10 protein-coding genes are annotated in these 13,738 nt (G+C 54.4%); 5 read left to right on the top strand and 5 right to left on the bottom strand.

Annotated elements, in window-relative coordinates:
* Positions 1-8: 8 nt before the first annotated feature.
* The gene (locus ACQY5R_RS01155; RefSeq protein WP_428603516.1) at positions 9-1,202 is read right to left on the bottom strand and encodes an MFS transporter; all 1,194 of its coding nucleotides are present in this window, start codon (positions 1,200-1,202) and stop codon (positions 9-11) included.
* A 70-nt stretch (positions 1,203-1,272) separates the two neighbouring features.
* On the opposite strand from ACQY5R_RS01155, the gene ACQY5R_RS01150 reads away from it, so the two are divergent.
* Positions 1,273-2,049 carry an AraC family transcriptional regulator gene (locus ACQY5R_RS01150; RefSeq protein WP_428603514.1) on the top strand — a complete coding sequence of 259 codons (777 nt, stop codon included), beginning with the start codon at positions 1,273-1,275 and terminating at the stop codon, positions 2,047-2,049.
* Here the strand turns inward: ACQY5R_RS01150 and ACQY5R_RS01145 are convergent.
* The 3 genes from ACQY5R_RS01145 to ACQY5R_RS01135 all read right to left on the bottom strand — a co-directional run bounded on the left by ACQY5R_RS01145 (position 2,046) and on the right by ACQY5R_RS01135 (position 6,959).
* Positions 2,046-3,626, bottom strand: a complete 1,581-nt coding sequence (locus ACQY5R_RS01145) for a SpoVR family protein (protein WP_428603512.1) — start codon at positions 3,624-3,626, stop codon at positions 2,046-2,048. The two genes, ACQY5R_RS01150 and ACQY5R_RS01145, sit on opposite strands and share 4 nt — an antisense overlap.
* Positions 3,627-3,711: 85 nt before the next feature.
* Positions 3,712-4,977 (bottom strand): YeaH/YhbH family protein, encoded by a 1,266-nt coding sequence (locus ACQY5R_RS01140; RefSeq protein WP_428603510.1) that lies wholly within the window; start codon positions 4,975-4,977, stop codon positions 3,712-3,714.
* A gap of 59 nt (positions 4,978-5,036) precedes the next feature.
* Positions 5,037-6,959 (bottom strand): PrkA family serine protein kinase, encoded by a 1,923-nt coding sequence (locus ACQY5R_RS01135; RefSeq protein ID WP_428603508.1) that lies wholly within the window; start codon positions 6,957-6,959, stop codon positions 5,037-5,039.
* 348 nt (positions 6,960-7,307) lie between these two features.
* Between ACQY5R_RS01135 and mazG the strand changes: the two genes are divergently transcribed.
* The 4 genes from mazG (at position 7,308) to ACQY5R_RS01115 (ending at position 12,798) form a co-directional block, all read left to right on the top strand.
* Complete coding sequence (mazG, locus tag ACQY5R_RS01130; RefSeq protein WP_428603506.1) at positions 7,308-8,105, top strand: nucleoside triphosphate pyrophosphohydrolase; 798 nt, start codon at positions 7,308-7,310, stop codon at positions 8,103-8,105.
* Positions 8,102-9,673, top strand: a complete 1,572-nt coding sequence (locus ACQY5R_RS01125) for a M48 family metalloprotease (protein WP_428603504.1) — start codon at positions 8,102-8,104, stop codon at positions 9,671-9,673. Before mazG ends, ACQY5R_RS01125 begins: the two co-directional genes overlap by 4 nt.
* 85 nt (positions 9,674-9,758) lie before the next feature.
* Positions 9,759-10,622: a DUF4743 domain-containing protein gene (locus ACQY5R_RS01120; RefSeq protein ID WP_428603502.1), complete on the top strand. Its 864-nt coding sequence runs from the start codon at positions 9,759-9,761 to the stop codon at positions 10,620-10,622.
* An 88-nt stretch (positions 10,623-10,710) separates the two neighbouring features.
* The gene (locus ACQY5R_RS01115; RefSeq protein ID WP_428603500.1) at positions 10,711-12,798 is read left to right on the top strand and encodes a carboxy terminal-processing peptidase; all 2,088 of its coding nucleotides are present in this window, start codon (positions 10,711-10,713) and stop codon (positions 12,796-12,798) included.
* A gap of 65 nt (positions 12,799-12,863) precedes the next feature.
* On the opposite strand, the gene pbpG is transcribed toward ACQY5R_RS01115, so the two are convergent.
* A complete protein-coding gene (gene pbpG, locus ACQY5R_RS01110; protein ID WP_428603498.1) occupies positions 12,864-13,736 on the bottom strand; it encodes a D-alanyl-D-alanine endopeptidase in 873 nt (290 codons plus the stop codon).
* Positions 13,737-13,738: the final 2 nt, after the last annotated feature.

The raw sequence follows: 13,738 nt of genomic DNA, 5'->3' as shown, positions 1-13,738 counted from the left end.
CAAGTTGCCTAACGTTCCGCAGCCAGTCGGGAGAAGCGGTGTTCACGACCGGCTTCCGGTGCATCCGGGATCAGCATTGAGAGCAGCAGTGAAACCAGTGCCATGGCCGCCCCGCAGTAAAAGACCAGGTCCGGTGAGGTGAGCCAGAGCAGGCCGAAGCTGGCCGGAATGACCACCGCCGCAATGTGGTTGATGGAAAAACTGACCCCGGCTGTAGCCGCAATATCCTCTGGTGCGGCGATTTTTTGAAAGTAGGTTTTTAGGGCGATTGCCATGGCAAAGAACAGATGGTCCAGCACGTAGAGCCCGGCTGCCCATCCTGCCTGTTCTACCAGCGCATAGCCGCTGAATACCAGGATCAGCCCGGTGTATTCGAACAGCAGGGCATTTCTTTCGCCGATACGGCCAACCAATCGGCCGATACGGCGGGCGAACAGGACATTCAGTGAAGCGTTTAGGAGAAACAGCATGGCGATATCGCTCACCGAGTAACCGAATTTCTCCACCATCAAAAAGCCGGCAAAAACGACAAATATCTGGCGGCGCGCACCGGACATGAAGGTGAGGGCATAGTAGAGCCAGTAACGGCGCCTGAACACCATATGCTTGTGCTGCTCGGTGTGTTGTGGGAACAGCGGGAAGACCAGCCAGGCGAGCAGGGCGATTGTGATGGTAATGCCGCCGGTGAGGAGATAGAGCCACAGGTAACCCAGGTGAAGCAGGTCATTGGCTAACCAGATCAGGCCAAATGTCAGGATCGCGGCAAAGGAGCCGGTAGCGATCAGCCGTCCCAGGGTCTCGGCGGAGTGCCGTTTATCGATCCACTGCAGGGCCAGAGATGTCTGCAAGGTCTCGTAATAATGGAAGCCGAGAGACATTACGATGGTGGTGAGATAGAGGCCGATGATCGATGGGAAAAAACCGGTTAATGCGGTACCGATGCCCAGAAGCAGCAGAGAGATGTAAGCCAGGGTCTGCTCCCGAAACAGCAGCAGAAGAAAGATGACGCCAAAGGCGAGGAATCCCGGGATCTCCCGCAGACTCTGTAGTATACCCATCTCTTTGCCGGTAAACGCCGCCATCTCGATGGCGAAGTTGTTCAGCAGGGTCTGCCAGGCCGCAAAACTGATTGGTACCGCGGCGGCCATCAGCATCAGCAAAAGATCGGGGCGTTTCCAGGGGTGTGCGGGCGAGGATTTCATATACAGATTGTCGCTCAATCCGATGTGGCGTGTTACAGTTAAAAAGACAATTTTTATAGAGAAACTGCCAATGTTGCCACCCTCAACCACGGGCCAGATCCTCAATCCTGATCTCCCGGTTGTCTCGATCGCCATCGACCTCGAACGTGAGCAAGGAGCGCCCCACACCCACCCCCGGGCACAACTGCTTTACTCGATCGAGGGGGTGATGCGGGTCATCACCAGCCTGGGTACTTGGCTGGTCCCGTCGACACAGGCGGTCTGGATACCCTCCATGATCGAACACCAGGTGATCGCTACCGAGGCGATCGCGATACGTTCCGTCTATGTCGATCCGGCCTGGAGCGGAGGCTTACCGAGCGATTGTTGCGTCATCGCCGTCAGCCCGCTGTTACGGGAACTGATTCTGCGGGCAGTAAAGATCGGTAATAGTTATCCGTCGGTGGGGCCGGAAAGGCGCCTGATGGAAGTGATTGTGGATGAATTGCGGCAGATGAAACGGGCTCCCCTGCATCTACCGATGTCGCGGCACCCCAAGATACGAAAGGTGATGGATGCCCTGGTGGAGCGGCCAGCCGATCCGGCGAAAATTGAAGCGTGGGCGGAGCGTGTCGGCACCAGTGCCCGTAGCCTCTCACGTCTGTTTGTCAAAGAGACGGGGATGAGCTTTGGGGCCTGGCGTAGACGTTTGCGTCTGATGGAGGCGATTGAGCGGCTGGGTCAGGGAGAGTCGGTCACCCAGGTGGCTTTCGAGTTGGGTTACCAGAGCGGTAGCGCTTTTGCGGCGATGTTCAGAACCGAGTTGGGTGTCTCTCCCAAGTGTTACAGTCTGCAGGATAGCGGTTAAATATCAGCTGCATCCTCCGTGACCGGCTGTGGGCAGCGATGGGTGATCTGGGTGCCTCCGTCACTCTCTACCGTTTCGATCTCCACCTTGAAACCCCACAGCCGGTGCAGATGTTTGATCACCTCGTCAGTGGTGTCAGAGAGGGGGCGGTTCTTGTCCTTGTAGTATCTGAGGGTCAGTGTTCTGTCGCCTTGGTGGTCCACATTGTAGACCTGAAGATTGGGCTCCCGGTTGCTGAGATTGTACTGTGCGCTCAATTTTTCACGCACGGCGCGATACCCAACATCGTCATGAATGGCAGAGATATCCAGGGTTTCATTGCGGTCATCATCGAGTACCGAAAAGAGGCGGAATTCCCGAATCAGCCTTGGCGAGAGGTATTGACCGATGAAACTTTCGTCCTTGAAATTGCGCATGGCGAAGTCGAGGGTCTTTTGCCAGTCGCTGTGGGCGATATCCGGGAACCACTGGATATCTTCCTCGGTTGGCTCTTCACAGATACGTCGGATATCCATCATCATCTTGAAACCGAGTGCATAGGGGTTAATGCCGGAATAATAAGGGCTGTCGAAATCGGGCTGGGAGATGACGTTGGTGTGGGTATGCATGAACTCCAGCATGGCGGCATCATTGATCAGCCCTTCATCATACATGTGATTCATAATGGTGTAGTGCCAGAAACAGGCCCACCCTTCGTTCATCACCTGGGTCTGTCGTTGCGGGTAAAAATACTGGGCAATCTTGCGTACGATACGGATGATTTCGCGCTGCCAGGGTTTGAGCAGCGGTGCGTTTTTTTCCAGAAAGTAAAGGATGTTCTCCTGGGGTTCGGGAGGAATCCGCTTGTTTGTTTTCTCCTTCTCTTCCGGTTCGAAAATGTTTAGTTGGCGCCACAGTTCATTGACATGGTGCTGTAGCATCAGCTCGCGGTCAGATTGCACGCGCGGCTCATCTTCCAGGGTTTCGCCGGCCCTCCGTTTATAACGGTCAACCCCAAAGTTCATCAGCGCATGGCAGGAGTCGAGTATCTCTTCCACCTCTTGAATACCGTATTTCTCTTCACACTCGGCGACATAGTTCTTGGCGAAAATCAGATAATCGATGATCGCTTCCGCGTCGGTCCAGATTTTGAACAGGTAGTTGCCTTTAAAGAAGCTGTTGTGGCCGTAGGCGGCATGGGCAATCACCAGCGCCTGCATGGTCATGGTGTTCTCTTCCATTAGATAGGCAATACAGGGGTTGGAGTTGATGACAATCTCATAGGCCAGATTCATCTGGCCCCGTTTGTAATTTTTTTCGGTGATGACAAACTGTTTACCGAAACTCCAGTGGTTATAGCCGATCGGCATACCGACCGACGCATAGGCATCCATCATCTGCTCGCTGGAAATCAACTCCAACTGGACCGGATAGCAGTCAAGGTGATAGATATCCTTGGCGATCCGTTCGATCTCGTGGTTGTACTCTTCGATCAGGTCGAAGGTCCAGTCCGATTCGGTAGAGATGACTGGGCGTTTCTTGCCGGTGTCGGACGGGGGCTTTCCATCACTGCGCTGTTTGCGGCTGGGAGTGTTCATTCAACACCTCCCTCGGCAAACGCTCCCTGTGTCGCACCCTGACGGGTGGCCTGTGGCCGTGGAAATTGTCTGTCCTGCCAACTTTTCATGCCTCTTGCCTTTTAAAGAGTTCATGGAATACCGGATAGATTTCACCGGCGTCCCTAATCTGCTTCATCGAGAACGTTTCGAATGCCTCGCTGACCTTCTCATACTCCCGCCATAGGCCCTGGTGTTCCTGATTGTGTATCTCCACATAGGCATAGTACTGCAGATACGGCATGATCGAATCGAGCATCAGATCGCGGCAAGTGGAGCTGTCGTCCTCCCAGTTATCTCCATCGCTGGCCTGTGCCGCATAGATGTTCCAATCCTCCGTGGGATAACGCTCGCGGATGATATCGCGCATCAGCTTGAGGGCGCTGGAGACGATCGTGCCCCCCGTCTCGCGCGAGTAGAAGAACTCCTCTTCATCGACTTCCTTGGCCGAGGTGTGGTGCCGGATAAACACCACATCGGTTTTTTCATAACTGCGGTTGAGGAACAGATAGAGCAGGATGAAGAAACGCTTGGCGATATCCTTGGTGGCCTGGCTCATGGAGCCGGAGACATCCATGATGCAAAACATGACCGCTTGGGTGATCGGTTTCGGTTGCGGGATGAACTGGTTGAATTTCAGGTCATAGGTATCGATAAAGGGAATCGCATCGATGCGTGAGCGCAGCACCGACAACTCTTCCCGCAGGCTCTTTATCTTCTCTTCGTTATGGGGCTTTTTCTCCAGCTCCTGCTCGAGCTGCTGTTCCAGTTCCCGGCAACGTTTGCTATAGGGCGATGCGATGGCTATCTTGCGACCCTTGGCACGCCGCATGGTACGGACCAGATTCAGATTGGATGCGACGCCGGTGTTGGAAAAGCCGGCCCTTACCATTGTCTTGGCGGCTTGCGCCACCACCTTGGTCTTTACCAGGTTGGGCAGCGCCAGCTCTTCAAACAGCAGGTCGAGATATTCATCCTTGGAGATGTCGAAGCCAAAATCATCTTCGCCTTCACCCGAGTTGGACGCCTGGCTGCCGCCACCGCCCTGGCCCGATTTTTCCGGCCGCTTGACCTTATCGCCCTGACTGAACTGTTTATTTCCCGGGTGTACGTTCTCCTGTATCCCCCCCTGGCCGTGATGGATGATCGGTTCTTTAACGTCCTTGGCGGGAATATTGATCTTTTCACCGGACTGGGTATCGGTGATGGAGCGTTTGCTGATGGCATCTGATACGGATTTTTTTATCTGCTGCTTGTAGCGCCGCATCAGACGTTGACGGTTTACGGCACTTTTGTTGCGCCCGTCAAGCCTTCGGTCAATGATCATGGCCATAGATTACTTCCTTACTCTGAGACGTTTTCGGCGGTTTGCTCTACTCACCTCGCTATGGCTCAGTTCGATTTACGTACCCGCAGGTACCATTCGGATAACAATCTGACCTGCTTGCGGGTATAACCTTTTGTCATCATGCGGCTGATGAAGTCTTCATGCTTCTGCTGATCCTCAGTTGAGGCCTTGGCATTGAAACTGATGACCGGCAACAGCTCCTCGGTATTGGAGAACATTTTCTTTTCGATGACGGTGCGCAGCTTTTCATAGCTGGTCCAGTTCGGATTCTTTCCGTTGTTATTGGCTCTGGCTCGCAGTACGAAGTTAACGATTTCGTTACGAAAATCCTTGGGATTGGAGATGCCGGCCGGTTTTTCGATCTTTTCCAGCTCTTCGTTAAGGGCGGCGCGATTGAGGAATTCACCGGTATCCGGATCCCGGAACTCCTGATCCTGCAACCAATAATCGACATAGGTGACATAGCGGTCGAAAATATTTTGCCCGTATTCGGAATAGCTCTCCAGATAAGAGGTCTGGATCTCCTTGCCGATGAATTTGATGTACTCGGGAACCAGATGCCCCTTGATGTACTCCAGATAGCGCTCCTGCAGTTCCGGTGGAAACTGTTCCTGCATGATCTGTTGTTCCAGAACGTAGAGCAGGTGTACCGGATTGGCGGCCACTTCAGTATTGTCGAAGTTGAACACCTTGGAGAGAATCTTGTAAGAGAAACGGGTGCTCAGGCCGTTCATGCCTTCATTCACGCCGGCATAGTCCTTATACTCCATTAGGCTTTTTGCCTTGGGATCGGTATCCTTCAGGTTTTCGCCATCGTAGACCCGCATCTTGCTCCAGATGTTGGAATTTTCCGGTTCCTTCAGCCGGGTCAACACCGCGAACTGGGCCATCATCTTTAAGGTGTCCGGCGCGCAGGGGGCATCGGCCAGACTGGAGTTGGCGATTAGTTTTTTGTAGATCTCAATCTCTTCGGTAACCCGTAGGCAGTAGGGCACCTTGACGATATTTACCCGGTCAAGAAAGGCTTCATTGTTTTTGTTGTTTTTAAAGCTCTGCCATTCCGATTCATTGGAGTGGGCCAGAATGATACCCTCGAACGGAATCGCCGAGATACCCTCGGTGCCTTTATAGTTTCCTTCCTGGGTGGCGGTTAACAGCGGATGCAGCACCTTGATCGGCGCCTTAAACATCTCGACAAATTCCAGCAAGCCCTGGTTGGCCTGGCAGAGACCGCCGGAGAAGCTGTAGCAATCGGGATCATCTTGTGAGAACTCATCCAGTTTCCGGATGTCCACCTTGCCGGTCAGACTGGAGATGTCCTGGTTGTTTTCGTCGCCCGGTTCGGTCTTGGCGATGGCGGTCTGGCTGAGCCGGCTCGGCCAGAGCTTGACCACTTTGAACTTGGAGATATCGCCGCCGTACTCCCGCAGGCGTTTCACTGCCCAGGGGCTAGGAATATGGTCCAGATAGCGGCGCGGTACGCCGTAGCGTTCAAGGATTAGCTCGCCGTCCTCTTCGGGGTCGAATAGGCCCAGTGGGCTCTCATTCACCGGAGAACCTTTTAAGGCATAAAAGGGTACTTTCTCCATCAGGTATTTGAGTTGTTCGGCAAGGGACGACTTGCCGCCACCCACTGGGCCTAACAGGTACAGGATCTGCTTTTTCTCTTCCAGACCCTGGGCTGCGTGACGTAGGAATGACACCACCGACTCGATGGCATCTTCCATTCCGTAAAATCCGTTGAAGCTGGGGTAGGTCTTGATCACCTTGTTTGAGAAAATGCGGCTAAGGCGTGGGTCTTTGCTGGTATCGACCAAGACAGGATCACCAATGGCGATCAGCAGCCGCTCGGCGGCAGAGGCATAGGCTGATTTATCTTCTTTACAGAGATCGAGATATTCCTCGAGAGTGATTTCTGATTCCTGATTGGCCTCGTAGCGGCCCTGGAAATGGTCAAAAATGGTCATGGAGTCGTCCCTCCTGATAGTGTTATACGGTACTGCCATCCGCACTAACCGCAGTATGGTGTCAGTTTTCTCCTCGCCCAGATTGCCCGCTGCTTGTTATCTTTTTTTGCGCAGTCAGCGCAAGCTTATGGTTAACATCCTCCGGCGTTATCCAGCTAGTCCCTTAATTACGAAGCTTAGTTTATGTTCCTGGGCTTTGCCGTGAATGTTTGTAAAAAAAACGCGGGTTCTATATAAAGACCGCAGCTTGATGAGTTAAGTTTCAACCTAAGCGGCTGGTTTTTTAAACAGCGGTGTCAACCCTGACTTCTATGGTTATCTTGTGTGTGATTTATCCGGGAAAGTGAGATGAGTATTCAGCGACTGGTGGAGATCATGGACCGACTGCGTGACCCTAACGGCGGCTGCCCGTGGGACAGGGAACAGACGTTGGAGAGTATCGTTCCCTACACCATTGAGGAGGTCTACGAGGTTGCCGACAGTATCGCCCAGGGCGACATGGGTGAACTCTGTGGTGAATTGGGCGATCTGCTGTTTCAGGTGGTGTTCTACGCCCGGATTGCCAGTGAACAGGGTGCGTTTAACTTCGATGATGTGGTCCACGGTATCTGTGAAAAGATGGTAAATCGTCATCCACACGTGTTTGCCGATGCTCAGGTGGCGGATGCCGCGGAACAGAGCGTCGTCTGGGAGCAGTTGAAGGCAGAAGAGCGACAACAGCGTGCAACGGATGGCCAGGTTGGACAACTGGATGGGGTGGCGCATGCCCTGCCGGCTTTGCTGCGGGCCAGCAAGCTGCAAAAGCGGGCGGCGAAGGTTGGGTTTGATTGGCCGGATAGAGGGGCGGTATTGGAAAAGGTGCGGGAAGAGCTGGCCGAACTGGAAGCGGAGTTGAGTTTGGAGCAGGGTGATAAACGGCGGATAGCCGATGAGATGGGAGACCTGTTGTTCAGTTGTGTCAATCTGTCCCGGCATCTGGGGTTCGATGCCGAGAGCCTGTTGCGTGCCGCCAACGGTAAGTTCGAGTCACGCTTCAGTGCAATGGAGTCGCGCTTGCTGGAGGAGGGGTATACCTTGACGGCTGCGGATCTGTCGGTGATGGATGCGGCCTGGGACGAGATTAAACGCAGGGAAGGTGGCGTATGAGCAGTTATCATCAAATAGTTAAAGTCGTATCCGGATGTATCTGGGGTGGGCTGTTTCTGGTGGCGTTATCCGGCTGTGCCACCAATCCGGTTACCGGAAAGAGTGAATTGTCGCTGGTCTCTGAAGAGAATGAATTGGCGATCGGGCGTAAGCAGTATCGGCCCAGTCGGCAGATGCAGGGCGGTGATTTTAAGCTTGATCCGGAATTAACTCACTATGTTCAGCGTGTGGGGCAACGTCTTGCCGCCGTGAGTGATCGGCAACTCCCTTATGAATTCGCCGTGCTGAATGACTCCACCCCCAATGCCTGGGCGCTACCGGGTGGCAAGATCGCGGTGAACCGGGGGCTGCTGCTAGAGCTGAAGAATGAGGCGGAGCTGGCGGCGGTGCTGGGGCATGAAATCGTCCATGCGGCGGCCCGACATGGTGCCCAGGGTATTGAACGCGGCATGCTGCTGCAGGGCGTAATGCTGGCAGCCGGTGTGGCAACCCGCGACAGCGATTATTCGCAATTGGCCGTGGGGGCCGCCTCCGTGGGGGCTAGCCTGATCAATCAGGGGTATTCCCGGGATGCCGAACTGGAGGCCGATTACTATGGGATGAGCTACATGGCCCGGGCCGGCTACGATCCGTTGGCGGCGGTCGGCCTGCAGGAAACCTTTGTCAGGCTCTCGAAAGATCGTCAGCAGAACTGGTTAAGCGGCCTGTTTGCCAGTCATCCTCCCTCTACAGAGCGGGTGGAGAAAAATCGACAAAGAGCGCAGGAGTTGGGGAAAGGCGGGGAGCTGGGTACGGCCCGCTATAGGGAGATGATTGCCAGGCTTAAAAAGGCGGCACCCGCCTATAAAAATTATGCTGATGGTGTGGCGGCTTTGGGAAAAAAACAACCGGAGCAGGCTCTTTCTCTGGCTAATCGGGCGATCGCGGTCGAGCCCCGGGAGGCGTTGTTCTACGGCCTCAAAGGTGATGCTTTCGGACAACGGGGGGCATACCGCAAGGCGTTGGCCGCCTACGATGAAGCGGTTTCCCGGGATGACGGATTTTTCCGCCACTATCTGAAGCGTGGGGAGGTCAAGGTTGAACTGGGCGATCGGGCGGGTGCAAGACAAGACCTGAAGCGAAGTCTGGATCTGCTGCCGACAGCGGATGCCCACTACCTGCTTGGCGGATTGGCGTTGCGCGAAGGCGATCAACAGTCGGCCATCGCTCATTACCGACAGGCTTCGGGGGCCGCCGGTGAGCAAGGCAAGGCGGCGGCCAAGGCGCTGGTCAGGCTGGACCTGCCGGCACACCCACAGCGCTATATCAAGAGTCGATTGGGCCTTGACCGTACCGGTGTTGTGCTGATTTACCTGGAAAATCCCACACCGGTGGCGGCCGATGATGTTCGCGTTCAATTGGGCGAGGCGAATGCCGGCGGCAGGATAACGGTAAGAGCACAATACCGATTGCCGGGTATACTCGGCGCCGGGAAGAGTGTGACACTGCGCAGTGCGATTCGCCTCGATGACAAACGACAGCTCAACCGCTGGAGCAGTCGTGTTGTCAGCGCCGTTGTTGTGGAGTGATTAGCGGAATAATTGCCACTATTCCGCTAACCTTATAATCAGTTTACCGGTGACATGGCGCCGGTCGTAGCAAGGAAGTGTGCCAATGGGCTTTCTGGATCATGTTGCCGCTTGCAATGATCATGATGCAAGTCGTTACATCCCCTTCACCATCGACAATCAGGTCGTTGGCCGAATACGTCCCGGGTTTGCCGAGTTTCTGCAACATTGGCCGGCGGTTTTTTCCGTGACCAGGGAGTCGGTAGCCCTCAATTGCACCGGCCCCGATCTGATGGAACGCTCCCGGCGGGTGGCTGAGGTACTGGATCAACTGGTCGAACAGGGTGTGTTGAGTCATATCCATGGGGAACGTTATGCCGCCATGGTTGAAGATGGTGAAGAGCCTTTGCTGCTGATTGACCGCGCCATCGCCCCCTACTTTGGTATCCGTGCCTATGGCCAACACGTCAATGGACTGGTCAGGGACGAAACGGGTCTCAAGATGTGGGTGAGCCGACGCGCAGATGACCGCTTACATTATCCGGGAAGGTTGGATAATCTGGCCGCCGGAGGCCTGCCCTACGGTCTGTCGCTATCCGAGAATCTGGCCAAGGAGTGCTGGGAAGAGGCGGGCATCCCCGGGCAGTTGGCAAGTCAGGCGATTTCGGTAGGTGCCGTCAGTTATCATATGGACACTGAAAACGGTTTTAAATCCGATACGCTATACTGCTATGATCTTGAATTACCTAAAGAATTTGTGCCATGTTGTATGGATGGCGAAGTCCAGGCCTTCTATCTCTGGCCGATTGAACAGGTGATGGATCGGGTCAGAAACAGTTCTGAATTCAAGCTAAACTGCAATCTGGTGATTATCGATTTCCTTATCCGGCACGGGTATATCGGACCGGATGATGATGCGTATCGGCCGCTGCTTACGGCGTTACGGCCTGTCCAGCCGCTACTTGGTTAGGGGCGTGTTACACTCCACTTATGTTGTCATGAACCTATTGGACGAAAACAGGGTCCAACGGGTGTTTAACAGGATGCGACCCAACTTTATGAAATCCAGATATCTACTTTTTTGGACCTTGCTGCTTGTTCAGTGTTTTGCACTTGCCTGGGGAAGTGTCCGGGAAGTTGCGCTCGATGAGTTGCAGCCGACACGCTCACAGCGGCAATCCACCCTGATTATCCTGAAAGTGATCGATGAGTATCACTACAAGAAACCCCATCTTGATGATGAGATGTCCCGTTCGATTCTGAAACGCTATTTGGAGGTTTTGGATCCGAACAAGAGTTTCTTTACCCAGGGTGATATCGACCGCTTCGATGTGGTGAGTGACCGTCTCGATGACGATCTGAAAGACGCCCGGCTGGATGCGGCATTCAGCATCTTTCGTGTCTATCGTCAACGGGTCGATGAGCGGATCGACTACGCGCTGAAAATGCTCAAGCGGGATTTTGATTTTACTATCGATGAAAGCTATCGCTTCGACCGCCAGAAGTCTCCCTGGACAGCCGATACCGCCGCCCTGAACGAACTGTGGCGCAAAAAGGTAAAGGGCGATGTCCTCAATCTGAAACTGAAGGATAAGCCGCTGGACGAGATCCGCAGTACCCTGGCCAAGCGGTATGCCGGCATCAAACGGCGGACCCGCCAGATGGATTCGGATGACGTGTTCCAGGTGTTTATCAACTCCTATACCCTGAGCCTGGAACCCCACACCTCTTATATGTCACCGCGTGTATCGGAAAATTTTGATATCAGCATGCGTCTTTCGCTGGAAGGGATTGGTGCAGTCCTGAAAAATGAAAATGAATACACGGTGGTGCAGCGGACCGTAGTCGGGGGGCCAGCGGCCTTGAGCGGACAAGTCAATCCCGGTGACCGGATCATTGGTGTCGGGCAGGATGCGACGGGTGAAATGGAAGATGTGATCGGCTGGCGTTTGCAGGATGTGGTGGATCTTATCCGCGGCGCCAAAGGCACTACGGTCCGGTTGCAGTTGTTGCCTGAAAGCGAAGGTTCTGGCGGCCGCTCCAAACTGGTGACCCTGGTGCGCAACGAAATCAAGCTGGAAGACCAGGCCGCCAAAAAATTTGTTATCCAGGGTTTAGGCGGCATGGGAAACAAGCGTATAGGTGTGATCGATATCCCGGCCTTTTATCGGGACTTCCAGGGCTACACCGAGGGTGAGAAGGATTTCACCAGTACCACACGGGACGTGCGTAAATTGCTGCGCGAATTGGAGAAGGAAGGGGTGGATGGCATCGTCATCGATCTGCGTGAAAACGGTGGCGGTTCGCTGATCGAGGCGACGGAACTGACGGGTCTGTTCATCCCCTCCGGTCCGGTGGTGCAGGTTAAAAATGCTTCCGGTGAATTGGAGGTCGAGCGTGATCCGGATCCGGATCAGGTGTACAGAGGGCCATTGGCGGTACTGGTCGATCGTCACAGCGCCTCGGCTTCGGAGATTTTTGCCGGCGCCATACAGGACTATCACCGAGGCATAATTATTGGAGAACCGACGTTTGGCAAGGGGACGGTGCAAACCCTGGTCGATCTAGGCCGCTATGTGCGCGGTGACAAGAATCTCGGTCGATTACGCCTCACTATGGCGCAGTTTTTCCGGGTCAATGGGGGCAGTACCCAATTCAAGGGAGTGGTTCCCGACATTGTTTATCCATCGGCCGTGCAATCGGACGATCTGGGTGAGCGGAGTCTGGAAAATTCGCTTCCCTGGGCAAAAATAGATGCGGTGAACTATCAAGCACAAGGTCTAGGGCCGCTGGAACCCTATCGGCAGATGCACCAGTCGCGTATCAAGGATGACCCCGGTTTTATCTACCTGACTCAGGTCGAGACGATGCTAAAAGAGATCAAGGCCCAGGACACGGTGTCATTACTTGAAAAAGAGCGTGCTGTGGAGTGGGATCAGCGGGAGAAGCGCCGCAAAGCGGAGAAAAACCAATTCCTGGCCGCGGTCGGGTTGGATCCGGAGCCGGAAAACCTGGATGAGGAGAAGAGCCGCGACGAGCCGATACCCGATCAGGATGATCCGGTTACCCGTATTATGCTCAACGAAGCGGCCCATATTCTGGCCGACTATATCGGTGGTCAAAGCCGGGCGGCGATGGTCAATTGATTTGAAGCGCAGGGTGTCTGCCTGGCATTCTCCGGGATCGGGCGATTGCCCCGGGTCTGGCAGACTTACCCTGAGAGTCCGCGTTCGATCCATTTTTTGATTCTGTTTGCATCACCGAACGGTGTCAGTTTGCCAAACGAGTTGAGTAACACGAAGATCAGTTTACGTCCTTTGACCTTGGCCTGCATAACCAAACAGCGTCCTGCTTCATTGATATAACCGGTCTTGCTAAGGGAAATGTCCCAATGCTGATTTTTCAACAGCCGATTGGTATTGCCATAGGTTAGCGGTCCCCTTTTTGGATAGGGCCGTACCTCCATTCTTACTCGGGTGGTCGCTGCTTCAATCAAGGGATAAGTAGCTGCCGCCGTAACCATTTTTACCAGATCTCTGGCGGTGGCTACATTGCCGGCATCCAGTCCGGCGGGATCCGTAAATCGGCTATCACTCATTCCCAGTTGCCTGGCCTTGGTATTCATCGCCCGGACGAAGGCTTCTGTGCCACCTGGGTAAGTACGGGCCAGTGCACTGGCAGCACGATTTTCGGAGGCCATCAAGGCTAGGTCAAGCAGGTTTCCACGGCTCAGAGTGGCGCCATAACCGAGCCTGGATCCGGTGAGCCTGATCAAGTCCCGATCCTGCTTTGTGATGCGAATTTTCTTATCCAGCGGGAGTTTGGCATCCAGTATGACCATGACCGTCATCAGCTTGGTAATTGAGCCGATGGGCGATGGCGTGTCACTCTGTTTGCTATAGATTCGGGTGCCGTGACTGTCAACGATCAGCGCAGAGGCGGAGCGCAGATTCAGCTTTTTGCTGTCGAGCGTTTCCCACGACCGGTTGTCTGCCTGGTGGCGCGACTGGGCGGGCTCTTGGAGGGGGGCGGCGTTTAGTTGGCCCGCAAAGAGCAACAGCGCTAAAAAACACGTTTTTTTCAAAC

Origin of the sequence: Sedimenticola sp. (assembly GCF_050289425.1) — a bacterium.
Taxonomy (GTDB): Bacteria; Pseudomonadota; Gammaproteobacteria; order Chromatiales; family Chromatiaceae; genus Sedimenticola.
The sequence above is the reverse complement of the archived record's forward strand: the minus strand, read 5'-3'. Positions and strand labels throughout refer to the sequence as shown.